Consider the following 20405-nt stretch of genomic DNA (forward strand, 5'->3'; position numbering starts at 1 on the left):
CTAGTAGTCACGTCCGGCTTCCTTCGATGTGAGGAGGTAGATGCGGTCCTGGAGCTCGTCGGCCGACATGACGCCGTAGCCGATCGGGATGGCCCGCCCCTTGAGCGCATCCCAGAGCACCACCGCCGGCGTCACCTTCGGTTCGAGGCCCATGCGGGTGCGCTGGTTGGTCTCGACGGTGTAGTTGGGGAAATGGCGCGACGGCCCGCCGTCGGTCGAGATCGCGCGTACCGCGATGTGCCAGGTCGACGCGACCGACTGCACGATCGGCGACATCACCTCGCAGGCGCCGCAGCTCTGCGCGAAGAAGTAGAACAGCCCGTAACGCGCCCCGAGCTGCGCCATCACGGCGTTGCGTTCGGCGCTGCGCGCGTCCTGCCACTGCATCTTGCCGAGCGTCGAGACCGGCCGCTGCAGCGTGTAGTCGAGCTCGGGATCCTGCCAGATCGCCCGCTGCCAGACATCGCTGAACAGCGACGCGCGGTCGAGCTGCTCGCGCTGGAAGCGGATATAGGCGGTGACGTTGGCCGGCGTCGGCTCGAGGATCGCCTTCGCCTTCAGCTCGCGCAGCTGCGCGGTGATCGCATCGAGCTGGCTGGTCGCGCTCGCCGGCGGCGGTGCGGCGGGCTCGGGCGCTTCGGCCGGCCGGGGCCTGGTGCAGTAGAACCAATAACCAAGCCGACGCTTCTCGCAGTAGAAGCTGTCCTGGCCGTCGCCGGTCGCGACGAGCGGCGGCTCCTGGGCATGCGCCGGTGCGGCTGTCGTCAGAAGGATGGCCAGCGTGAGGCAGGCGGCCGGAAGCCGCCGGGCGGGCCTATTGGCGTGCGCGGGCATAATAGTCCTCGATCTTCTGCTGGATTTCGGTGGCTGCCTGCAGCTCGTCGGGCAGGCGGGCGGCGTCCGTGAACTCGGCATAGACCTCGCTGAAGTCCATCTTCGAGAGGTCGAGCCGAGCGAACTCGTCGATCGTGAAGCCGAGGCACTGCTCGCTCTTCGGCTTGCCCCACGGCTTGTTCAGTTGCCGGCGGCCCTGCTCCTGCAGGATCCGCGACAGCTTGGACTCGAAGCAGCAATAGACCTTCTTCTTGGTCAGGCAGACGCCGAGGAAGCTGTCCGAGCAATAGCTGCCGACATAGGCGCACAGGCCCTGCGCATCGCGCTGGTGGAGCAGCATCTCCTCGCGGCTGCAGCCCAGCGCCATGAGCAGCTGGATTCCGGGAATCAGCGGAAATCCCTTGCCCCGGCAGCAGTTGAGCGCTCCGAAGACCTTGGACGAGCAGGTGTTGCGCGTGCCGCGGAACAGGGTGAGCGTGTCGGCGTCGAACTCGCGACGCGCCTGGTTCATCGCGTTCAGCGCGACGGCCGCATCCTTGAACTCGTCATTGGCCTCGCGCTGGATCGTCTCGCACGAGCCGTCGATGCAGTAGACGTCGCCATCGCAGATGAACTGGTTGGTGCTAGCCGGCTGGTCCGGGACGGGACAGTCATAGACCCGCTCCCAGGTCCGGCAGGGCTCGTCGGTCAGGCAGTCCTCGCGCACGAGATTGCAGCCGGCCGTGCCTTCCAGCGCCTCGCAATCCTGCGCTTCCGTGAACTGCGCGCAGGTGTAGCTGCGTGACCACGCCCAGCAGGGCTGCGTGACCGACACCCCATTGATGACGCGGGCGACGGGATCGCCGTCGGTGCAGGTCTCCGCGTCCTGCTGGCAGCTGCTGTCGGCGGCAAGGCCCGCGCAGCCGCTCTCGTTCCGGGTAGTGGTGACCGTCGGGCTGCCCGCGATCCGGTCGGGTGTCAGGCCGGGGACCGGCTGCGAGCAGGTATATTCGAACATCGCCCCGTCCGGCTCGGAGCAGACCTTGCGTCCCCCAATCCAGGTCCACTGCAGGCAGCGGTAGGACAGGCGGCGCGTGCGCCGGCACGTCCCTGCCGGAAGCTCGGAACAATCGAGGCTGCCGTCCCAGGCACCAAGCGAGCAGCGGTAGATATAGTCGGTGCCGGGAACGACGCTCGCCTCGAGCGTGACGCGGCAGGTGCGCGTCTCCTGGCTGGCGGTGTAGCCGGTGTTGCAGGTCGCCATGTAGCGACCGGCACTCCCGGCGCCGGCCGGCAGCGGAACGCAGCGGCCCTGCGAGCCGCCGATCGCCATCCCGCTGGTATAGGCGAGCGGATCCTCGCTCAGCGTCTTGCTGCGCGCGATCACCGCGTCGAGATCCTGCGGGGCAAAGCGCGCGCGCCGGTCCATCGAGTCCCGCATCGTGCGATAGCCGGTGCTCGAGCTTGCCTGGCTCGCGGCCTCCCGGCTCATGCGGTCGGGATCATCGAAGTAATCGGACTGGCTCGGCACGCCGCCGAAATTGGGAACCCGGCCCGCGTCGGGGCGGGTGGTCGCCGCCTCCTTGGCGTCGGCCGCCTTCTCGCGGCCGAACGCCTTGCCGTCCGCCTTGGCGGCCTCGGTTGTGGTCTGGGCGTGGCCGCCTCCGGCCGGCAGGAGGCAGGCGCAAGCGAGCATCGGGAGCAGCAGAAGCGTCTTCATGGGGCGGGCCTTTCAAGTCGGGCGAGATGCTGGGCGGCGATGAGCGCGCCGGGGCCGCCGCCGCGGGCAAAGGTCTCGAGCGCGTAGGCGGCGCTCACATTGCCGCTCATGCGGTCATGCGGCGGGACGGCGGTCGTGCAGTCGAACCCGTCGCACAGGTCGAAGTCGCTGCCGGCGACGACGTAGGTGGGCACCGCCTCGATCCCGAACGCGCGGAACAGGCGCGGATCGATCCCCAAGCTCGCCAGCTCCTCGCCTGGCCGCACGACTTTCGACAGCGCGGCCGTCAGCACCTTTGCGCTGTTCTGGGGCAGGCCGCGCAGGACGATCACGCCGCCCGCGCGGGTGACGTCGTCGATCATCGCGCGCAGTGCAGCCGGCGGCATCGACAGCGACGCAAAGGCGATGAAGCGCGGGGCCTCGCCCATGCTTTCGCTCGCCATCGTGCCGGCATCAGCGACCATCCGGTCGAAATCGAAGGTCTGTGCCGGATCGGGCCTTGCGCTCTTGGCAGCCTCGCGGGCGAAGCGCCGGCCGTGCGCCTGGCCGTCGGCAGCGCTGGTCCGCGCCTCTCCGGCGACTTGCTCGGCGCGGGCGCGCGCTCCGGCAGCAAGCGCGTCGGCTTCGCCGGCCTGTTCGGCGGCGCGTGCGCGGATCGCCTCAAGATCGAGGTCCGGGTCGGCGGTCTGGGCCGCGGCGCCGGCCAAGGCGGCGGCGCCCGCGAGCGCGGCCAGGGCGAGGAGATGGGGGAGCGTCTTCATAGCGCGCAGCAGTTCCGTTTGCGCCAGACCAGGTAGCCCATGTCCTCGCCGATGGCGGGATAGACCTGGCCTGCCGACATGAAGGTGGTGGAGGCGCCGATGGGGGCGCAGGCGTAGCGACCCTTCGTCTGCGGGTTGGGGTTGGTCGCCTGGAAGCGGTATTGCTGCTTGCGCATCACCGGCATCAGGTACTTGCCGCACAGTCCCTTGCTGCCCATCGTTCCCCACGCGACGAGCTCGCGGTGGAGCTTGTAGGAGAAGCGGGCGAGCGCGAGGCGCGAGGCCTGGACATGGCCGATCGTCGCCGAGACGTTGCCGTTCAGCGGGTACATCGTCCCCTGGCAGCCGGCGCACCAGAACAGCTCGTCGGTCGGCAGCTTGGCGGTCGCCGCGACGCAGTCGGCGGCGCAGGCGGCGAGCGCCAGCGGATTGGCGAACAGGACGGCTTCGGGATTGATGATCGCGGTGAGCTCGCTGTCCTGCCACAGCGGGTCGATCTCGGTGATGTAGAGGATGTCGACCGAGCCGGATTCGAGGCACAGGAAGTCGGCGACGATCTCCATCCAGTAGATCAGCGGATAGGCGTACCAGTGGACGTGCCACTGCGAGTTGTACTGCGTCGCGCCGCCGACCGCCGACGGGCCGGCCATCGTCTTGAACCCGATGTCGAAGCCGGGATCGAGCTTCATTCCGCCAAGGTTGACGAAGCACCACGGCTTCATGCTGACATCGGCGAGCCGCACCGGCTCCCAGAAGCCCATCGAGATCCCGGGCCTCAGGCCGCACAGGCAGACCGGCGAATCGGGATTGTCGGTGTCGGGCCGCTCCGAGGGCCAGATCTTCAAGCCCCCGACCGAGATCGGGAACAGGCACGACCAGCAGATGTCGGTGATCGGATTGACGAACTTGCCGGTGCAGCGGCCCGGCCCGGCCTCCGCCTGCGCGGGGCTGGCGGCCAGCAGGCCCGCGGCCAGCAGCAGCAACAAGGCGCCGATGCGGGAATGGAGATCCTTGCGGATCATGACGCCTTGCCCTTCTGCGGCTCTATCGCCTGCTCGGTGATGACGAGGAGGCGGCCCTGCTGCTCGACCGTCGCGGGCACCGCGCGGATGCCAAAGTGCTTCACGAGGCTGCCGCCCTGGTCGAAGTAGAACCGGCGCTGTCGTGCCTTCATCAGCTCGAGCGGCGCGCCGCGCACGAGGATCAGCTTTGCCCGCGTCGCCGCGAAGCGGCGGGTCGCCCAGGCAAGCTGCGCCGGATCGTCGCCGTCGAGGAACACCAGCGGTGCGCGCAGCGGCACAGTGTCGAGCGGATTGACCCGCGTGCCCGCGGCAATGATCACCCGGCCCTTGTCGTCGGCAATGTTGCGCTCGACGGTGATCGTCGGATCGAAGCGCCAGCTGCGAGTTGCCGAGGCCGGGCCGACGCCGGCAACCGGCTCGGGGCGGTTGACGCGCGCGATCGTGCGGCGCTTCAGCTCTTGGTTGAGCCGCGCTGTCTCCCCGGTCTTTTCGAGCCGGGTCAGCCGGGCGTGAATCTGCGCGAGCAGGTCAGGCTCGACGATCGGCCAGACGGCGCCCTGCTGGCCGTAGTCGCGGCCGAGCGCCGGAGTGGCCGTGCCAAGCCAGGCGAGGAGCGGCCCGACGATGAGGATGGCCCGGTTCACAGGATCGGCCTCCCCACGCCAAGGATGCGCGGCGCACAGATCCAGCCGATCGCCGCGTAGCGGCTGTCGAAGCCGTCCTTGTGCTCGGTGGTGACGAAGTAGCAGCCCCGGGGAACGGTGCCGGTCGGACCGAGCGCCAGCGGCTCGCCGAGCCGGCTCCGCGGCTTGGCCCTAGCGACCAGGCGCCCGTTGACGAAGAAGGCGCGGTTCCGTTCGGTCACGACGTCGCCCGGCACCCCGCTCACGCGCTTGCCGAACGGCTTCGGCTCGCTGCCGAAGTGCTTCATGAGCAGCGGCGAGGCCGGCGGATCGAACAGGATGATGTCGCCGCGCTGCGGCTCGGCGCCGCGGGTCAGCCAGACCGCCCAGTAAGGCAGGCTCGGGCTCGCGTTGATCATCAGCGCGTGGTCGCGCGCGAACGCGGACAGCGAGCTGAGCGCGAGCGCTACGGCGCCGACGCCGCCCCACAGCGCGAGGCGCGGCCATGCCGACGGACGCGTGTCAGCGGCGCGCATCGGGAGAGGCTCCCATCCGGCGCGCGACGTCGGCGCGCACCGCTTCGGTGAGATCGGGGGTGCTGCCCGCCACGACCGCTTCGGCGACGAGGACGGTGCGGCCCTCGCGCGAGAGCTGGCCGACCGAAGCCTCGACCGCCTTGAGATAGGCCTGGACCCGCTGGCGGGTTTCCTCGGGGGTCCGCCCGGCGCGCGCTTCGGCCTCGACGAAGTCGCCCATGATGCCGCTGAGCTGGACGGTGACGACCTCGCGCTTCTCGAGCGCGAGCAGCTTGTCGGTCGCCCACAGGCCCCAGAGCGTGGAGCCGACCATGCTCAGCGCGAGCGCGATTCCCGTCAGGCTGACGCCGAAGCGACCCTTCGGCAGGACTGGTGTTGCCAATATGTTCTTCACGGCCTTTCCTCCCGCAGTCCTTCGTTGACCTCGCACAGGAAGCCGGGCAGCCGCAGGCAGGCGAGCAGCGTGGCGAGGCTGATGAGGCCGAACTTGAGCTCATTGACGAAGCCGACCTGGCGGTCGGGATCGGCGCCGAGGAAGCGGTCGGCGAAATTGGCAAGCTGCGCGAAGAACAGCTCCACGTCGCCGCCCGAGATCATCAGGAAGAACAGGAGGGGCAGCCCGAGCGTCATCAGGTAGGTCGTGGCGAGGAAGCCCCCCGCCTTGAGGAGGATGTAGCAGGTGTCGGCGGCATGGCCGCGCCAGCCCTTGCCGGGCGGTGGGCGATCGTCCTCCGCGGCAAGCTCCTGCGCCGGTTCGGAGGGGGTGACGAGGTGGAGTGACATGGGTTTTCAGGTCCTTGCTTGAGGGTGGATTGAGGTGCGGCCCGCGAAGGCGATCCGCTCAATCGCGTCGGCGAGCTGGTGGCCGCGGGCGATCTCGGCATCGATCGCGGCGAATGTCTGGGGCGAGCTCGAAAACAGCGTCGCCGAATAATCGTCGAGCACGAGCCGGCCGATCGCCTCGGTCTCCGGTCCCTTGATGAAGACCTCCGAGTAGTCCGAACCCGATCGCTTGAGGCTGCGGATCAGCGTCTCGGTGCGATCGTCCATGTCGAGCCGCTTCGACGCCTTGAAGTCGGCGATGGTCTCGGGCTTCTGCTGGAGGATCAGCATCCAGTCGCTGTTCTCGAGCGCGGCGGTCGCCCCGTCCGACTTGTAGTAATCGTTGAGCGACTGGGTCGCGGTGGCGAGCGCGCCGCCATACTTGCGGCAGGTGCGGGCGTAGGTCTCGACGAACTCGCCCATCGAGCCGCCCTTGAGCATCGACCAGGCCTCGTCGATCAGCAGCAGCTTGCGCACCTGGCGTGGGCTACGGGTCATCGCCTGGCTGGTCATGAACATGATCGCCGAGAGCACGACCGCCCGCAGCTCCTCGCGGCTCGCCAGGTCGGACATCTCGAACACGGTGAAGTCGGCATCGAGCGCGAGGCTCGCCTGGCCTTCGAAGAAGGCGCCATAGGTGCCGCCGGCCATGTAGGGCGCCAGCGCGGTCGCGAGGTCCGTGGCCGCCTCGTTGCCTTGGGCCGCCAGCGCCTCGCCGACGCCGGTGATTGTCGCCGCGACGCCATGCTCGCTCCACACGCTGTTGACCGCCCGGTCGATGAGCCCGCGCTCGGTGTCGCTCAGCTTCTGGCTGTGCCGCGCCATCTGCCCGACAATGGCCTTGACCATGCCGAAGCAGTCGAGACGATAGTCCTCATCCTCCTCGGCGCGGGTCGCGTCGATCATCGAGAAGGGGTTGAGGCAGAAGCCGGCCTTCATCGTGAACTCGACGAAGCGGCCGCCCTGGAGCTTGACCGAATGCTCGAAGCTGCGCCCGTCGTCGATCACCACGACCTGCGCGCCCGCGCCCCGGAGCGCCGCGCACATCTCCTGCAGCAGCACCGACTTGCCGGAGCCCGACTTGCCGCAGATCGCGACATTGTGGTTGCCGGCGTCGTTCTCGAACGGCGACCAGAAGAAGGGCTGGCCGCGACGGCCGACGAACAGCAGGTGCGGCTGCGCGCTCCCGAGATATTCGCCCTGCATCGGCGCGATGTTGGCGGCGGTCGTCGACAGCACCGTCTTGAAGCGCTTCAGGCGCTCCATGTCGGCGCCGAGCCCGTCGGCGAGCGTCAGCGGCATGGCCGCGAGCAGGCCCTGGACCTGAAGGTATCGCTCGTCGGCGAGATCCCAGCCTGCGGCCTTGTAGATCGACTTGATCGCCCGCTCGTGGCGGTCGCCCGACCCGAGCGGCGAATAGGCCGTGATGCCGTAGAACACGCGGACAAGCCGGCGGCCTTCCTGGAGTTCGGCCTGTACGTGCTGCCATTCGGCGGCCTGCTCGCCGATGCGCGGCAGGAAGCGCGCGCTCCTCGTGCCCGCGAGGCTGGTCGTGCGCATGAATTTGAAGCCCGCCTTGGCGCTGGCGGCCTCCTGGTCCGGATAGACGAGGCACAGCATGGTCGCGGCCGGGCAGGGAAAGCGCAGCTTGTCGGTGAACAGGTCGCCGATCAGCCGCGCGCATTCCCACGGCGCCCAGCGCTGCGGCATGTTGCGAACCGCGAAGTGCCGCACGTCGAAAGCGTCGGGATAGACGGTGCCGATCTCCGGCACGCCCTCGTTCGTCCGGCCGGTCGGGCGGAAGCGCTCGGTGCGCAAGTGCATCCGGTCCTCGTGGACGACGAGCTCGATGTCGTGGCGGATCGCCTGGGCGGCGATCGGATCGTTCGGGTTGTAGAACGCCGCGTCGTCCTGCGGCGCCGTCGTCGGCGAGGTGAGGTCGTCGACAAGCGCGATCAGCTGCTCCGGGCCGACCTCGGCGACGCCGAGATTGAGCGACTTCAGCATCGCGACCAGCCCGTCGCGGGTCTGCTTGAGCTCCTCGTTGCCGACGCCCTTGGTCGCGGGGACGCCGACCGAGACGATCACCTGGTGATGCCGGGCGTGGAACGGCGCGTCGGCCGAGCCCGACTCCCAGACGAGACCGTAGAGCCGCTTCGCGCGGTGGCGGGCGATCGCCTCATAGACCCCGCCCTGGACGTAGCGCGGCGCAAACCACGGCGCGACGATCCGGCTGATGCGCGGGGACGCGAGGTGCAGCACCTGCAGGCAGGCGCCGGGCGGCAGGCCTTCGGAGAAGAAGGCGCCGAGGATCTCGCCCGTGCGTTCGTCGGCGCCGATCAGCGGGGTCACCGAGAGGATGAACCCCTTCGAGCGCGCGTTGAAATAGAGCTGGCTCGCCGGGTCGAACACGCGGTACGGCAGCCAGTCCGACAGCATGTCGAGCATCAGCGGCGGCCGGCGCTTCTCGGCATGTTCGGCGTCGCCGAGCAGGCCGGTGAGCACGCGATCGACGATCGTGTTCAGCCGCTCGGCCATCACTTGGGCTCCTTGTCGGCCGGCGCGGGCGTGGAGGTCGTGCCGGTGTCGGCGCCCTTCGGGGCCTTGGCAGCCTCGATCGCTTCGACGCTCGGGTATGTCAGCGGCTCCTCGCCGCCTGGCCGAGGGGTCCGATCATGCAGGGGAGGGGACATGTCGAACCCCTCGACCGCCGGTGCCTTGGCACCGGCGACGGCCTCGCGCGCCGTGGAGGGGAGGACCAGCGGCGAGGCAACGGGGGAATCGGGAATGGGCGAGGCGGCCGGCGAGAAGGGCGAGCCGAGATCGGCATCGGCCTCGTCGCCGCTTTCCTTTGCGACAGGGTCATCTGCAGCCTGGGCCGCCTTGAGCTGCCGGCCGAGCTGCCGCATCAGCGGAGGCGCGGCCTCTTCGCCGGGCTTGCGGCGCAGCTCCGCGGCCCAGCGCGGATTTTCGACGACCGCCCAGGCGACGGCTTCGTCATGCAGCGTTCCGGCTTCATCGACATGCGCCGGGAAAACGATCTTGAGCGTGCGTTCCGAAGTCCGGCCGGTGTCGCCGGCCGCAACCCCGGCCCGGACCCGGGCGAGCTCGGGCGACGAGCGAGCCTGCTCGAGCGCGGCGGTCGCGCCGGCGTCGATCACATGGCTGGGCGCACAGCCGCCCTTGGGCGCGCGGCAGGTGAACTCGCCCTGGATGTTGGTGCCGAACGTGGTGCAGCCGCTCAGCGCCGCCGCGAGGCCGGCGCAGACAATGAGGCGCTTGGGGTAAGGCATGGGGGTCATCCTTTGCTGGTCTGGCGGGGAGCGGCGCCGAGGAATTCGCGCAGCGCGGCCGCGGGGCGATAGCCTTCGAGCACGGCGCCGTCGGACGGCCGCACGATCACCGGCGTTCCGCCGAAGCCGTGCGCCTTGGCAAAGGCCTCGTTGGCGTCGAGGCCGCTCGTGTCGCACGGCTTGGGATTGGCGAGCGCCAGGCCCGAATAGGCCATGCGCAGCGACATCTCCGGCCGGGGCGAACAGAGCACCTGCTCGGCGACCTGGCGGCTTTCCGCGCCGAAGATCGAGATCGGGCGTTCCTCGACCCGCGCGCCGATCGCCTTGAGCTCGCCCTCGAGCTTCTTGCAGTAGCTGCAATTGAAGTCGGAGAAGACGACCACCTTCGGCCCATCCGCCGGACCCCAGGTAATCGCCCCGTTCGCCGGCAGCCCGGCGAGCGAGACCCGCGTGGGCACGCTGGGGCGCTGCTGCGGCGGCTCGTCCTCTCCGGCCTCTCGGCGTGCCGCGCCGGCGGTGAGAAGGTCCGGGTTGAGCGCCAGCAGCCGCGCGGCGGTCAGGTCCTGGCGCGCCTCCATGTCGTAGACGCGGCCGATCACGAGATACTTGGCCGCCCGGTCGACGTAGAAGAGCGTCTGTTTGGAGGCGACCTCGCACAGCCCGCCGAGCCCGGAGCAGTCGATCGCGTCGATCGGCGTCTTCGGAAGCCTGAGCTTGAGCGCTGCGCGCACCGTGGCGGTGTCGGGAGCGGCCGTCGGCGCTGCCAGGCTGGCTACGCCCCAGCCGGTGGCGGCCGATATGGCGACGACGGCAGCGAGTTCGGCCGCAGGGCGCAGCCAGCGGCGGGCCGGCTTGTTGGGTGCTTTGATCGCGTCGGGGGTCATTGGGAATTCCTCACGTAGACGCCGTCGAGGAACACGATCTCGACATCGATGCCGGTCGGCATCTCGACGACGGGTTGGTACTGTTCGGCGCGCTCGATCAGATATTTGCTGACCGTATCGGCGGCGTCGGCGGCGCCCTGGCCGAGCCCGCCCGTCACGATATCGCCGGCCGAGAGCTGGCCGCGTGTGCCGTCGGGGTTGGTGGTGATGCCGGAGAACAGGCTGGTGGCGTTGGCCGAGAAGCCGCGGCCAAAGCCGCCGATGATCCCGGCGAGCAGCGCCTGGCTGACGAGACTGCCTTCGCGGCTCACGACCCGCCCGCGCACGCCGGACTTTCCGGCGAAGCTGATGAAGCCCTTGACCTCGCTCACCGCCACCCGGCCGCCCGGCTGGTCGCAGGTCATGCGGGCCAGCTTCACATAGACCTTCTCCGAGGAGAGGTCCCCGCGCGCCGCGCCATTGACCACGCAGCCCTGGATGCGGGTGGTGAGCACCTTCCCGTTCTGCATGACCGACCGCGCCGGCCCGGTGATCCTCAGCACGACCGGCAGCGGATCGGTCTGGCTGGCGACGCCCGCGGAGGCGTCGACGCCGACGATCACCCGCGCCGGGGCATAGGAGTTGGGCGGAAGGTAATCGGGCGAGTCCTCGACCACGACCGGCGGCGCCTCCGGGCGTGCCGCTCGAAGCCCGGTTGCGCCGGCCTTCTCGCTGGTGAAGCTCAGCAGCTTCACTTCTCCCGGTGACGGGATCATCGCCTCGCCGCCGCCTGCCGCTGTGGTGGGCGGGGTGGTTCCGCGCGCATCATAGCTGCCCGCCTGCGGTCCATAGGCCGGGGGCGGCGTTGCCGGTGCGGGCGCGGAAACCTGCGCGGCGAGCCGCGACTTGAGGTCCGCGTTCTCGGCCGAGATCGCGTCGATCGCGGCCTGCCCGTCGACGCGCATGGCCTGGTTTTCTGCCTTGAGCGCGGCGAGCTGCGCCTCGACCTCGCTGCGCGGGACGGCGGATTCCTTGAGCGCTTTCTGCTCGCGCGTCACCGCGTCGAGCCGGTTGCCGTAGCTGGCGACAAACTCGCGCTGCGAGAGGTCGCGGTTGACGAGTCCGGCGGTATCGATGGTCTGCGCCGCCTGCGGGTCGTCGGACGCGCCGTCCTCGTCCCCGCCGAGGATGAACCAGCTACCGCCGACCAGTGCCACGGCGGCGATCCCACCGAGCAGCAGCCTCTGCCGGCGCGCGGTCCGGGCGTTGAGGCCGGCCACTTCCGACGGCGAGGCGGGCTCGGCCTGCAGCGGAGCGGGATTCTGGTGCAAGTCAGTCATGGCTGCGTTCCCCGTTGGCGCCGACCACGAAGGCCGTCGTGCTGGAGCCGGGCTCGAGCGTCGGGTTGACGATCGACACGGCGAGGGTGTCGCGGGGCGCGAGGTCGCGCTCCGCGAGCGTGATGGACTTGCGTCCGCGGTTAGTGATCCGGACGACCTTGCCGGCGAGGCTGGCGCCCCGGTATTCCGCCACAAGCTGGATCTCGAGGTCGCCGGCGCGCGCGGGCAGGTCGTTCGCCTGCCGCACCTCGAAGCCTTCGACCGTCCGGTCGTTCGCCATCGCCTGCACGAGGCGGACGGCGCTGGTCGCGAGTGGGGTTTCGCTCTCCCATTCCGCGGCCCGGTTGGTGGCGATCGCGGGGTTTGTGATGAACACCTGCGCCGCCGGAATCGGCTCGACCCGGCACGAGACTTTGTAGACGAAGCCTTTCTTCGTCGTCGCAAAGAAGCTGATCGACCCGGCCGCATAGGTCTCGGGCACCGAGACGTAGATGTCGCCGCGAATGGGCTCGTTGGTGATGGCGAAGTCGTTGTACGGCGTGCCGGTTGACATCTTCGACACGCTCGCAAACTGGTCGCCGACGAGCGCGAAGCGGGTGAGCTCGCGGGCCGAGACCGAGCACTCGATGCCGGCGCCGTCCGCCGCCTGCTTGAACTGGTCGGCCGCATGCGCCGGCAAGCTTGTGAGCGCGAGCATCGCGGTCAGGCTGGGCAGCGCGCCGCGCGCAAGCCTCCTGCGTTGGTAAGCCATCACTGGGCCTCCTTGGATTTGTCTTGGGGTGGCAGCTGGACGAAGCCCGAGAGCGCGAGCCGCAGGCCCCGGTAGGTCCAGCTGAAGCGGAACCGGCGCTCTTCGCTGGCGATGACCTGCGCACCGACGAAGGTCTTGAGCGTGCCCGTGACCTCGGACGTGAGCGCTTTCGGATCGACGGTCATCGTCCGGATGACGAATGCCTGGGTCACGTCCGAGCCGCGCTGCTCTTCGACGATGCGGATGAGCTCTGCCTTGAGGCGGCCGTGACTGGCCGGATCGGCCAGCTTCAGGATCTCGCTCATCCAGTAGTCGAGGCCCTCGGGGCTGCGGTTCAGGAGGACGAGCGCGGTGTCGCGGGTGACGAGCTCGAGATAGTCGGCCTCGACCCCGGCGCTGCTCACCGTCAGCTGCTTCGGCAGCGTCGGCAGAAGCACCACCTCGCGGTCACGGGTCGCCGCGAGGCTCGTTGTTACGGCAAGCGCGACGGCGAGGCCGGCGCTGGTCAGCGCGAACAGGTTGCGCTGCCTCAGCAGCGACTGCTGGCGCTCGTGCGAAATGTCGGCGAACATGGGTGTCTCCCCTCAACCGGCAAGCAGGCGGCAATGGGAAGGCGGCGTCGCACGGAGGCCCAGGAATCCGGCCGGCAGATACCAATATGCGGCATGGGTGAGCCAGGAGCTGGCGCGTCCTGCTTTTGCCTTTCGCAGCGCGAACCAGGCGCCGAAGGCGACAACGATGCCGATGAAGATATGCTGGCTGAGGATGCCCCAGGTGAAGGGGACGATCATCCCGGCGAACTCGTCGATGGTCCAGAAGCCGATGAGCTCCGGATCGTCGAGCCGACGGGGAATGATGTATCGATCCGCCATGGCGACGCGCCTTCCCTGCCCGACCGTCAGATGACCGCGGTCACGACCGAGGTGACGATCGGGACACCCGTGCCCACGCCGATGCCGACGCCGACGGGAACCGCGACCTGGCTGAGCGAGAAGCGCCCGGAGGCGAGGCCGATCAGGCCGCCCGCGAGGCTGAGGACGGTGATGATCTTGCCGCCCGAGCCTTCGAGGAAGTCGGTGAACTTGGTGAGCGCCGGGGTGAAGGTCGTGTCGGCGCCGGCATAGGCGGCACCGGCCGCGAGTGCGGCGATGGCGACGGGGATGGCAATGTTGGCGGCCCTGCCAACGCGATTGAGGCCGAGGCCGCTTGCGCCGAAGCGCCGGGGGAGGCTGAGAGACTGCATGTGAAGCTCCGCTTCGAGGGGTGAACGCAGCGTTCTTTCGTTCGCTGTGTGTTCCACATGCATCTAGGAAACGGTTGTAGGAAATAGGTGCCGGTGCATTGCCGGCCACCGCGGACGCATATGGACGAACCGCTGGTGGCGCTGGCGGAGAGTCCCGCTGATCTCAACCGCTTAGCAGGGAATCACCGCTGGAAAGCTCCGTGCGATGCGCCGGGGATCACCGGCGAATCGCTGCCTCGGCATGATCCGCCTAGAAACGAGATGTTCCCTATGTGTTCTTTTCGTTTTCCTACAGTATAGCTCTCGCGATATGCCTGCGACTCACCACACCAACAGAAGAGTCGTGCCATGTATCAGCCAACGTCCCCCACCGGTCACGCGAACGACTGTATCGCGCGTACCCTGGCCCATGCCGTCGAGTGCGCCGACAAGCCGCGGCACCAGATCGCCCGCGAAGTCGGCATGCACCGCGAAACCCTTCTGCGCGTCCTGCGCGGCGAACGTCCGATCGGCCTCGATGAAGCAGCGCGTATCCTTGTCGCCTGCGGTGCGAGTCCGCGCGCGACCCTCGTGCTCGCGCTGACAGGGCAGGAAGACCTGGCCTGCGAATGGATGCGCACTGAGATGGGCGAGTTCCTCGAAGAGTTCATCAGCGCCCTGCCAGCGCATCTTGAGCGCACGCTGGGCCGACGAGTCGAAGACGTCAGGCCGCGCTGGGCCAACGGCACGTCACAGCTCGTGGCGCGGATGTTGGCCAAGCATATCGATGACTTTGTGGGCCGCGACCTCGCGATGTCGCTGAGCCGCTAACCGATCTGCCTCGGAGGGGACCGAGCTAACTAACGACTGGACGACAAATGAATGCCCTTCCCCAGAGCAATGATGCCATGCCGCTGTCGATCGAAGCCCATCCTTCGCGGCTCGCGCCCGGGCGGCTTCTGCGCTTGCCCGAGGTGATGGCCCGGGTCGGTCTGAGGCGATCCGCAATCTATCAGCGCATGAGCGATGGCCGGTTTCCGCGATCCCGTTCGCTTGGCCCGAAATGTACCGTTTGGGTGGAGTCCGAGATTGATGACTGGATCCGAAGCGTTGCCGGCACCTCTTAAAGGATTTGTCCGCTGGCGCGGACCCGTTATACCCCTAAAATTGGGGGCCAGATATCATTGATTCCGACCGGAAAGATCAGCGCAAATTTTGCCTCGCGCATTGCCGGCGAGGTCATCACCGCGAGCGGCCAGGCCTGCGCCGAAGTGTCGAGCGCGGAACGGGGCGCCGACGGCACCATCACAGCAACCTGCTCGGGCGGCGAATCCTACCAGGTTTACACCGATGCCGCGCAGGGCCCGGTGGCCGTCGCCCGGTAAGAAGCTGATCGAGCAAGCCGGCCCCGCCACACGGCGGGGTCGGCCGGCCCGGCTTCAGTCCAGCAGTTCGGCGGGGACCTTGCCGCCGTTGGCCGCGAGCTCACGCATCGTTGCCTTGTGCAGCCAGATGTTCATCTCCGCGCTGCCGTCGAGCTCGCCGGTGTAACCCAGCTCGCGGGCCAGTTCCTTGCGGTTGTCGAGGCTCGAATCGACCCCGATGAGCTTCATCAGGTCGACGATCGACGACCGCCAGTTGAGATCCTTGCCCTCGGCCATCGCCGCCAGGGTCTGCTCGACGTCCACTTCGGAAACCGCGACGGGCGCCGCCGGCCGGGGCTGCGGGGAGAGGCCTCCGCCCGGGGCGCCGGTCCCGGCGGGAGGCGTGGCGGCGCGCGCCTTGGGGAAGATCGCGTCCTTGATTTTGCTGAAGATGCTCATGGGGGTACTCCTCTTGGGGGACAGGGAGCGTGGCCCCCGGCCCGGGCGATGGCAAGCGCCATGTGCCGACAAGTTGCCAAGCGTCGGCAAGCGCCTACAACCAGCCGGCAAGCCATTTTGGAGACGACCATGGACCTCAACGACATCCTTCGCTCGCAAGGCGGCATCGAAGCCATTGCCGGCCAGCTGGGCATCTCCGAAGCCGAAGCCCAGCGCGGCGCGGCGGCGCTGCTGCCCTCGATCCTCGGCGGTTTCGGGCAACGCGCCGGGGGTGCGAGCATGGGCGGACTGGGCGGGCTCGGCGCGGTGCTGGAGTCGCTCGGCGGCGCCGACCTGACGCGCGAGGTCGTCAGCCCCGCCCCGACCCCGGTCAACAAGGGCAACGACATCCTCGGCGAGATCTTCGGCTCGAAGGAAGTCAGCCGCGAGGTGGCCGGTGAAGCCTCGCAATCGACCGGGCTCGATCCGGCGCTGCTGAAGAAGATGCTGCCGATCCTCGCCATGCTGGTCGCGGGCTACCTGTCCTCGCAGTCCGGCCGGACGGGCCAGGGCGGCGGTGGGCTGGGCGCTGTGCTCGGCCAAGTGCTCGGCGGCATGGGCGGCGGCAATGCCGCCGGCGGCATGGGCGGAGGACTGGGCGGAGTACTCGGCTCGATCCTTGGAGGACGCCGCTAGTCGCGGTGGTCAGGAGGGTGGGCGCGAGCGCCCACCCGTCCCGATCAGCGAATTTGTTTGCGCTGCACGAGATTCACGATTCCGAGCAGGATCACCGCGCCGACGAACGCAACGATCAGTCCAGTAAGCGAAAACTCCTGCACGCTGCCACTAATCCCCAGCAGCGGGCCGGCGATCAAATTGCCAATCAGCGATCCGACAATGCCAACTATGATGTTCCAGAAGATGCCCATTGAGGCATTGCGGTTCATCACCATGCTGGCCAGCCAGCCCGCAACGCCGCCGACAATAAGCGCGATAATCCATCCCATGTCTTCACTCCGTAACCGTGACGCGACCCGTCGTGGCTTGGCTAGCAACCGTGGTTGCGTACGATATCTGCGACGTCAGCCTCGTCCGCGAGGGTCATTCCCGTGGCTGTCGGAACTGCCGATCTGTCCGTCCTTGTTGTGGATGCTGAGCTCGGTACCTTGGTTGCGGCTGATCTCCCGGCCGATCTTTTCCGCTTCGGCTTTGGTTTCGGTGACGTGGCTTGCTCGCTTGCCGCCGTCGCGCTTGACCTGCCAACCATCCTTGTGCGGCATTATTCGATGGGTATCTCGCGCCATTCGCTCTCTCCCCGAGGAAACCGCAAGTCTGTCGCATTGGCGGAAGGATTGCAAGCGCGCACCAATTCCAGCGTTGGAGCTCTCTTACCGAGCGCGAGACCTAGAGGGAAAACGTCGCCAATCTCCAAAGCCGACTGTCGCGGCTCAGCTGGGAGGAGATGATCGCGGCCCAAGCTCGACATCGGCGGACTGAAATGGCGACCGGTTTGCCGCGGGTGTTGAAGGACCAAGGCGTCGAGTTCCTGCCCGTATGGTTGAAACACATCGATCACATCGTGCAAATCGTCGGCGACGTCATGGGCGACATGCCGCCCGGTCTAGGAAAAAGTTCTGGAGGACGGTATAACTCTTACCGACGGCGGAGCGCTTGTAGCGCTTTCTCGCCGAGCGGATCGAAGGGGCTACCGGAGTCCGCGCCCACGTCGCGCCGGAGCCCACGCGATGTGCAGCGCGGGGGCTCGAACGTCTGCTGCAAGCCGAGGATTCCAGCCGATCTGGTAGGGTTGTCCAGCAACTTTCCCGCTTGTCAGCATGATGCGCGAAAATCCGCTTCATCTGGTGCAGCGAAGATGCGTCAACCACTCGACGTGTTGAATTTTCAAGTGCTCGCGTGCTGCCGAGGCAGTTAGGCTATTTCGATTTCCTTTTTCCGTTACGAGGTCTCGCTGGCTTCGCGTCGAGGTCAACACTAAGTTCGCGTTGCCAGAACCGTAACGGTGCGCATGCCTCGATGAACTGCGAGGCCTTACCCGGCGCATCAAGCCCAATGCAGGCTTCGTCCAGTTTTTCCCCGAGCCCCGCAGCCGTCATGAGCGCGGTACCGCCCTCACTGAGACCCAAAAACTTGCAATGAGCGAATGCGTCGCTCACGAAATCGCGGCTGGGCGCGTCTGCCGCCAGGACATGGGCACCGTTCATCGACGGGATCACCGCAACCGCGTCAAATAGCACCGATGGCCCACCGTCGATCATATGCTTGGCGGCGAGCCCTTCTCCGTTGGATAAGGTGACGCCGCCGATTCTGGGCGCGATTACTTCATAGGTGCCGCCAGCGGCAGTTACCGCTTCGACGAGCGCGTCAAACAAAGATGCATCGGTACCGTCGGTCACCAGAATTCCGAGTTTCCGCCCCGCAAAACCCTCCGGTCCGTTGACCACGATGCTCAGCGCCGGCGAAGGGTCGAGGTCGTGGCGCGTGGGCATGGCAGCTTGCGCCGGCTTCGGTAGCACTGCCCCCAGCCCATTAGCGACGGTCTGAGCGAGCTCCTGATCAATGTTAAGAAGATGAGAGACAACCCGCACCCGGATGTCGGGTCGTTCGACCTTGCTCAGCTCGAAGACGAGCGCGTCACCGATGTGCTTCTGCTCGATCGGAGTCTGGCTGATATAGAACTGCCTCGCCTGGCTGTAGTGGTCCGCGAAACTTTCAGCACGGAGCCGCTGCTTGGGCTCGCCGTTCACTTCGACAAAGCTGCGGAAGCCGCGCACGGGATCCTCGCGTGGACCGCCCATCTGGGGGCCCCAGCTATTGGGCTCGTAATTCACGCGCCCCTTCGGGTTGCGCATGGCCATGTGCCCATCCTGCTGGAAGTGCGCCATCGGGCAACGCGGCGAATTGATGGGGATGTGCGTGAAGTTGGGTCCACCGAGGCGCTTGAGCTGCGTATCGAGGTAGGAGAAGTTCCGGCCCTGAAGCAGTGGATCGTTGCTGAAGTCGATCCCAGGCGGCACGTTCTGGGTGCAGAACGCCACCTGCTCGGTTTCGGCGAAGAAGTTGTCGACCACCCGGTCAAGCACGAGCCGGCCGATTGTCCGCACGGGCAGGATTTCTTCGGGAATAAGCTTCGTGGGGTCGAATACATCAAAATCGAACTTATCCGCGAAATCCTGGTTGAACAGTTGAACTCCCAGGTCCCAGGCGGGAAAATCGCCCGCTTCGATTGCGTCCCACAAATCGCGGCGGTGGAAGTCGGGATCGGCTCCATTGATCTTCACCGCTTCGTTCCAGACGACCGACTGGAGGCGCAGTCTGGGCTTCCAGTGGAACTTCACGAAAGTCGAATTGCCGTCCGCATCAAGCAACCGGAAGGTGTGGACGCCAAAGCCCTCCATGAAGCGATACGACCGCGGAATCGCCCGGTCCGACATCGTCCACATGATCATGTGCATCGACTCGGGCGTGAGACTGATGAAATCCCAGAAATTATCGTGCGCGGTCTGTGCCTGGGGAAACTCCCGGTCGGGTTCAGGCTTGGCGGCATGCACGAGATCCGGAAATTTGATCGGATCCTGGATGAAGAATACGGGGATGTTGTTGCCGACAAGATCCCAGTTACCCTCGTTGGTGTAAAGCTTGACAGCAAACCCGCGCACATCCCGCGCCAGGTCGAATGAGCCCTTGTTGCCGGCAACCGTCGAGAAGCGGACAAAGGCTGGGACACGCTCCCCCACTCGCTGGAGGACATCGGCGCGGGTAACGTCTGCCAAGGACTCGGTAAGCTCGAAGAAGCCATGAGCGCCGTATCCGCGGGCATGCACCACGCGTTCGGGAATTCTCTCGTGATCGAAGTGGAATATCTTTTCGCGGTAGTGCGCGTCTTCAAGAAGGATAGGCCCGCGCGCGCCCTGCTTCAGAGAGTTTTGGTCGTCGGCAACCGGGATGCCCTGCTGCGTCGTGAGCGTGGCCACCCCCTTGCCGGCGACCTGGTGCGTCTCGCCACCCGCGCCTTGTGGCTCCGCATAGCGTTGGGAGATCTCGGCGCCCGGCGGCACCTTGGGAGCCTTGCGCGGGGTCTCTCCGCTCTTGATGGCGGGGGGCGTCATGTTCTTGGGATTCCGGGCCACAGCGGGGTTCCAATCAGCTTCGAGGATCAGGAAAGGGCGAGTATCGGATTGGAAACGGCGAAACCCGTCATCAACTCCTGCTTGCGCATCTTCATCCGGACCCCAAGCGCTTCGAGGTCAATCTTGCTGCGCGCGCATTGAGGGAAGATTTCGCTCTCCTCCTCCTTCACGTGATGTGCGACGTATTCGGCCAGAACTTGTACTCGCGCGTCGAAGAATGCTTCTCCAGGTGCACCAGCCTCGATCTGCGCAATAAGATCCTTGGCGCTGGCATGTTCGACCTGCGCCTCGTCGAGCAGGGTCTTGTCCTCGAGAACGCCGAACGCAGCAGGATAGAACAACTCTTCTTCGAGACGGGCGTGAACTTTCAGCGCGACGCAAATAGCGTTGGCAAGATCGCGTTTTTCCGCGTCACCAGCCGCGCTCTCGAATCGGCTGAACAGATCCTCGACCTCGCGGTGGTCGGCCTTTAGCAACGCGATGGCCTCTCTGGGGGCTTCGGCCGGCGGCGTAAGCCTGCTGGCCTTGCTCGTTTTGTTGGCTCGCGAATACCGCTCTTCGGATTTTGATGGCGCTGGCGAAGCGGATGATTTCAGCTTCTTGGATTTGGGCATGTCACGCGCTCCTGTTGCTTCCTGTGAACCGGTCACCAGTATGCACGTTCCGCCTCTGCACGCAATAAAGCAGTT

25 protein-coding genes are annotated in these 20405 nt (G+C 67.1%); 4 read left to right on the forward strand and 21 right to left on the reverse strand.

Annotation, left to right across the window (positions count from 1 at the left end; genetic code table 11):
• The 16 genes from HJG53_RS05675 to HJG53_RS05750 are packed head-to-tail and all read right to left on the reverse strand — an operon-like array spanning nt 1 to nt 13787.
• Nucleotides 1-834, reverse strand: coding sequence for a conjugal transfer protein TraF (locus tag HJG53_RS05675; protein WP_171128478.1), 834 nt, complete (start codon nt 832-834; stop codon nt 1-3).
• On the reverse strand, nt 815-2533 hold the full coding sequence (locus HJG53_RS05680; protein WP_171128479.1) for a conjugal transfer protein TraN: 1719 nt from the start codon (nt 2531-2533) through the stop codon (nt 815-817). The genes HJG53_RS05675 and HJG53_RS05680 overlap by 20 nt, the downstream gene beginning before the upstream one ends.
• Nucleotides 2530-3294 (reverse strand): type-F conjugative transfer system pilin assembly protein TrbC, encoded by a 765-nt coding sequence (gene trbC, locus HJG53_RS05685; protein ID WP_171128480.1) that lies wholly within the window; start codon nt 3292-3294, stop codon nt 2530-2532. Before trbC ends, HJG53_RS05680 begins: the two co-directional genes overlap by 4 nt.
• On the reverse strand, nt 3291-4316 hold the full coding sequence (gene traU / locus HJG53_RS05690) for a conjugal transfer pilus assembly protein TraU (protein WP_171128481.1): 1026 nt from the start codon (nt 4314-4316) through the stop codon (nt 3291-3293). Before traU ends, trbC begins: the two co-directional genes overlap by 4 nt.
• The gene (gene traW / locus HJG53_RS05695; protein ID WP_171129635.1) at nt 4313-4948 is read right to left on the reverse strand and encodes a type-F conjugative transfer system protein TraW; all 636 of its coding nucleotides are present in this window, start codon (nt 4946-4948) and stop codon (nt 4313-4315) included. Before traW ends, traU begins: the two co-directional genes overlap by 4 nt.
• Nucleotides 4949-4956: 8 nt before the next feature.
• On the reverse strand, nt 4957-5475 hold the full coding sequence (locus HJG53_RS05700) for a S26 family signal peptidase (RefSeq protein ID WP_171128482.1): 519 nt from the start codon (nt 5473-5475) through the stop codon (nt 4957-4959).
• Nucleotides 5462-5869, reverse strand: coding sequence for a type-F conjugative transfer system protein TrbI (locus HJG53_RS05705; RefSeq protein WP_171128483.1), 408 nt, complete (start codon nt 5867-5869; stop codon nt 5462-5464). The genes HJG53_RS05700 and HJG53_RS05705 overlap by 14 nt, the downstream gene beginning before the upstream one ends.
• Complete coding sequence (locus tag HJG53_RS05710; RefSeq protein ID WP_171128485.1) at nt 5866-6258, reverse strand: hypothetical protein; 393 nt, start codon at nt 6256-6258, stop codon at nt 5866-5868. Before HJG53_RS05710 ends, HJG53_RS05705 begins: the two co-directional genes overlap by 4 nt.
• Nucleotides 6259-6264: 6 nt before the next feature.
• Nucleotides 6265-8835 carry a type IV secretion system protein TraC gene (traC, locus tag HJG53_RS05715; RefSeq protein WP_171128488.1) on the reverse strand — a complete coding sequence of 857 codons (2571 nt, stop codon included), beginning with the start codon at nt 8833-8835 and terminating at the stop codon, nt 6265-6267.
• Entirely contained in the window at nt 8835-9590 is a 756-nt protein-coding gene (locus HJG53_RS05720; protein ID WP_254447570.1) for a conjugal transfer protein TraV, read from the reverse strand. Before HJG53_RS05720 ends, traC begins: the two co-directional genes overlap by 1 nt.
• A 5-nt stretch (nt 9591-9595) precedes the next feature.
• Nucleotides 9596-10474, reverse strand: a complete 879-nt coding sequence (locus HJG53_RS05725; protein WP_171128490.1) for a DsbC family protein — start codon at nt 10472-10474, stop codon at nt 9596-9598.
• Entirely contained in the window at nt 10471-11793 is a 1323-nt protein-coding gene (locus HJG53_RS05730) for a TrbI/VirB10 family protein (protein ID WP_171128492.1), read from the reverse strand. Before HJG53_RS05730 ends, HJG53_RS05725 begins: the two co-directional genes overlap by 4 nt.
• Nucleotides 11786-12544 (reverse strand): type-F conjugative transfer system secretin TraK, encoded by a 759-nt coding sequence (locus HJG53_RS05735; RefSeq protein ID WP_171128494.1) that lies wholly within the window; start codon nt 12542-12544, stop codon nt 11786-11788. The genes HJG53_RS05730 and HJG53_RS05735 overlap by 8 nt, the downstream gene beginning before the upstream one ends.
• The gene (locus tag HJG53_RS05740) at nt 12544-13116 is read right to left on the reverse strand and encodes a type IV conjugative transfer system protein TraE (RefSeq protein WP_171128496.1); all 573 of its coding nucleotides are present in this window, start codon (nt 13114-13116) and stop codon (nt 12544-12546) included. Before HJG53_RS05740 ends, HJG53_RS05735 begins: the two co-directional genes overlap by 1 nt.
• Nucleotides 13117-13128: 12 nt before the next feature.
• Entirely contained in the window at nt 13129-13416 is a 288-nt protein-coding gene (traL, locus tag HJG53_RS05745; RefSeq protein WP_171128498.1) for a type IV conjugative transfer system protein TraL, read from the reverse strand.
• A 26-nt stretch (nt 13417-13442) separates the two neighbouring features.
• On the reverse strand, nt 13443-13787 hold the full coding sequence (locus HJG53_RS05750; RefSeq protein ID WP_171128500.1) for a hypothetical protein: 345 nt from the start codon (nt 13785-13787) through the stop codon (nt 13443-13445).
• A 348-nt stretch (nt 13788-14135) separates the two neighbouring features.
• Between HJG53_RS05750 and HJG53_RS05755 the strand changes: the two genes are divergently transcribed.
• From HJG53_RS05755 to HJG53_RS05765, 3 genes are all read left to right on the forward strand, one after another.
• Nucleotides 14136-14597 (forward strand): helix-turn-helix domain-containing protein, encoded by a 462-nt coding sequence (locus HJG53_RS05755; RefSeq protein ID WP_171128502.1) that lies wholly within the window; start codon nt 14136-14138, stop codon nt 14595-14597.
• 77 nt (nt 14598-14674) lie between these two features.
• Complete coding sequence (locus HJG53_RS05760; RefSeq protein ID WP_171129637.1) at nt 14675-14893, forward strand: AlpA family transcriptional regulator; 219 nt, start codon at nt 14675-14677, stop codon at nt 14891-14893.
• A gap of 57 nt (nt 14894-14950) precedes the next feature.
• Entirely contained in the window at nt 14951-15151 is a 201-nt protein-coding gene (locus HJG53_RS05765) for a hypothetical protein (protein ID WP_171128503.1), read from the forward strand.
• A gap of 54 nt (nt 15152-15205) precedes the next feature.
• Here the strand turns inward: HJG53_RS05765 and HJG53_RS05770 are convergent, their stop codons facing one another.
• Nucleotides 15206-15589, reverse strand: coding sequence for a DUF3597 domain-containing protein (locus HJG53_RS05770; protein WP_171128505.1), 384 nt, complete (start codon nt 15587-15589; stop codon nt 15206-15208).
• A gap of 129 nt (nt 15590-15718) precedes the next feature.
• On the opposite strand from HJG53_RS05770, the gene HJG53_RS05775 reads away from it, so the two are divergent.
• Nucleotides 15719-16264: a DUF937 domain-containing protein gene (locus HJG53_RS05775; RefSeq protein WP_171128507.1), complete on the forward strand. Its 546-nt coding sequence runs from the start codon at nt 15719-15721 to the stop codon at nt 16262-16264.
• A 44-nt stretch (nt 16265-16308) separates the two neighbouring features.
• On the opposite strand, the gene HJG53_RS05780 is transcribed toward HJG53_RS05775, so the two are convergent.
• From HJG53_RS05780 to HJG53_RS05795, 4 genes are all read right to left on the reverse strand, one after another.
• Nucleotides 16309-16575, reverse strand: a complete 267-nt coding sequence (locus HJG53_RS05780) for a GlsB/YeaQ/YmgE family stress response membrane protein (RefSeq protein ID WP_171128509.1) — start codon at nt 16573-16575, stop codon at nt 16309-16311.
• A gap of 75 nt (nt 16576-16650) precedes the next feature.
• Nucleotides 16651-16872: a DUF2188 domain-containing protein gene (locus tag HJG53_RS05785; protein WP_171128511.1), complete on the reverse strand. Its 222-nt coding sequence runs from the start codon at nt 16870-16872 to the stop codon at nt 16651-16653.
• A 630-nt stretch (nt 16873-17502) separates the two neighbouring features.
• Nucleotides 17503-19695: a catalase gene (locus HJG53_RS05790; protein ID WP_171129639.1), complete on the reverse strand. Its 2193-nt coding sequence runs from the start codon at nt 19693-19695 to the stop codon at nt 17503-17505.
• 47 nt (nt 19696-19742) lie between these two features.
• Entirely contained in the window at nt 19743-20330 is a 588-nt protein-coding gene (locus HJG53_RS05795) for a hemerythrin domain-containing protein (RefSeq protein ID WP_171128513.1), read from the reverse strand.
• Nucleotides 20331-20405 lie beyond the last annotated feature (75 nt).

This window comes from Sphingomonas sp. ID1715 (assembly GCF_013044515.1).
Taxonomy (GTDB): domain Bacteria; phylum Pseudomonadota; class Alphaproteobacteria; order Sphingomonadales; family Sphingomonadaceae; genus Sphingomonas_B.

What these genes read in the sequence shown, in the direction of transcription:
- HJG53_RS05680 (WP_171128479.1), bottom strand. Translation starts at nt 2,533, where the DNA reads ATGAAGACGCTTCTGCTGCTCCCGATGCTCGCTTGCGCCTGCCTCCTG.
- trbC (WP_171128480.1), bottom strand. Translation starts at nt 3,294, where the DNA reads ATGAAGACGCTCCCCCATCTCCTCGCCCTGGCCGCGCTCGCGGGCGCC.
- traL (WP_171128498.1), bottom strand. Translation starts at nt 13,416, where the DNA reads ATGGCGGATCGATACATCATTCCCCGTCGGCTCGACGATCCGGAGCTC.
- HJG53_RS05750 (WP_171128500.1), bottom strand. Translation starts at nt 13,787, where the DNA reads ATGCAGTCTCTCAGCCTCCCCCGGCGCTTCGGCGCAAGCGGCCTCGGC.
- HJG53_RS05790 (WP_171129639.1), bottom strand. Translation starts at nt 19,695, where the DNA reads ATGACGCCCCCCGCCATCAAGAGCGGAGAGACCCCGCGCAAGGCTCCC.
- HJG53_RS05725 (WP_171128490.1), bottom strand. Translation starts at nt 10,474, where the DNA reads ATGACCCCCGACGCGATCAAAGCACCCAACAAGCCGGCCCGCCGCTGG.
- HJG53_RS05740 (WP_171128496.1), bottom strand. Translation starts at nt 13,116, where the DNA reads ATGTTCGCCGACATTTCGCACGAGCGCCAGCAGTCGCTGCTGAGGCAG.
- traU (WP_171128481.1), bottom strand. Translation starts at nt 4,316, where the DNA reads ATGATCCGCAAGGATCTCCATTCCCGCATCGGCGCCTTGTTGCTGCTG.
- HJG53_RS05780 (WP_171128509.1), bottom strand. Translation starts at nt 16,575, where the DNA reads ATGGGATGGATTATCGCGCTTATTGTCGGCGGCGTTGCGGGCTGGCTG.
- HJG53_RS05770 (WP_171128505.1), bottom strand. Translation starts at nt 15,589, where the DNA reads ATGAGCATCTTCAGCAAAATCAAGGACGCGATCTTCCCCAAGGCGCGC.
- HJG53_RS05760 (WP_171129637.1), top strand. Translation starts at nt 14,675, where the DNA reads ATGCCGCTGTCGATCGAAGCCCATCCTTCGCGGCTCGCGCCCGGGCGG.
- HJG53_RS05730 (WP_171128492.1), bottom strand. Translation starts at nt 11,793, where the DNA reads ATGACTGACTTGCACCAGAATCCCGCTCCGCTGCAGGCCGAGCCCGCC.
- HJG53_RS05785 (WP_171128511.1), bottom strand. Translation starts at nt 16,872, where the DNA reads ATGGCGCGAGATACCCATCGAATAATGCCGCACAAGGATGGTTGGCAG.
- HJG53_RS05710 (WP_171128485.1), bottom strand. Translation starts at nt 6,258, where the DNA reads ATGTCACTCCACCTCGTCACCCCCTCCGAACCGGCGCAGGAGCTTGCC.
- HJG53_RS05735 (WP_171128494.1), bottom strand. Translation starts at nt 12,544, where the DNA reads ATGGCTTACCAACGCAGGAGGCTTGCGCGCGGCGCGCTGCCCAGCCTG.
- HJG53_RS05720 (WP_254447570.1), bottom strand. Translation starts at nt 9,590, where the DNA reads ATGCCTTACCCCAAGCGCCTCATTGTCTGCGCCGGCCTCGCGGCGGCG.
- HJG53_RS05775 (WP_171128507.1), top strand. Translation starts at nt 15,719, where the DNA reads ATGGACCTCAACGACATCCTTCGCTCGCAAGGCGGCATCGAAGCCATT.
- traC (WP_171128488.1), bottom strand. Translation starts at nt 8,835, where the DNA reads ATGGCCGAGCGGCTGAACACGATCGTCGATCGCGTGCTCACCGGCCTG.
- HJG53_RS05755 (WP_171128502.1), top strand. Translation starts at nt 14,136, where the DNA reads ATGTATCAGCCAACGTCCCCCACCGGTCACGCGAACGACTGTATCGCG.
- HJG53_RS05675 (WP_171128478.1), bottom strand. Translation starts at nt 834, where the DNA reads ATGCCCGCGCACGCCAATAGGCCCGCCCGGCGGCTTCCGGCCGCCTGC.
- HJG53_RS05700 (WP_171128482.1), bottom strand. Translation starts at nt 5,475, where the DNA reads ATGCGCGCCGCTGACACGCGTCCGTCGGCATGGCCGCGCCTCGCGCTG.
- HJG53_RS05795 (WP_171128513.1), bottom strand. Translation starts at nt 20,330, where the DNA reads ATGCCCAAATCCAAGAAGCTGAAATCATCCGCTTCGCCAGCGCCATCA.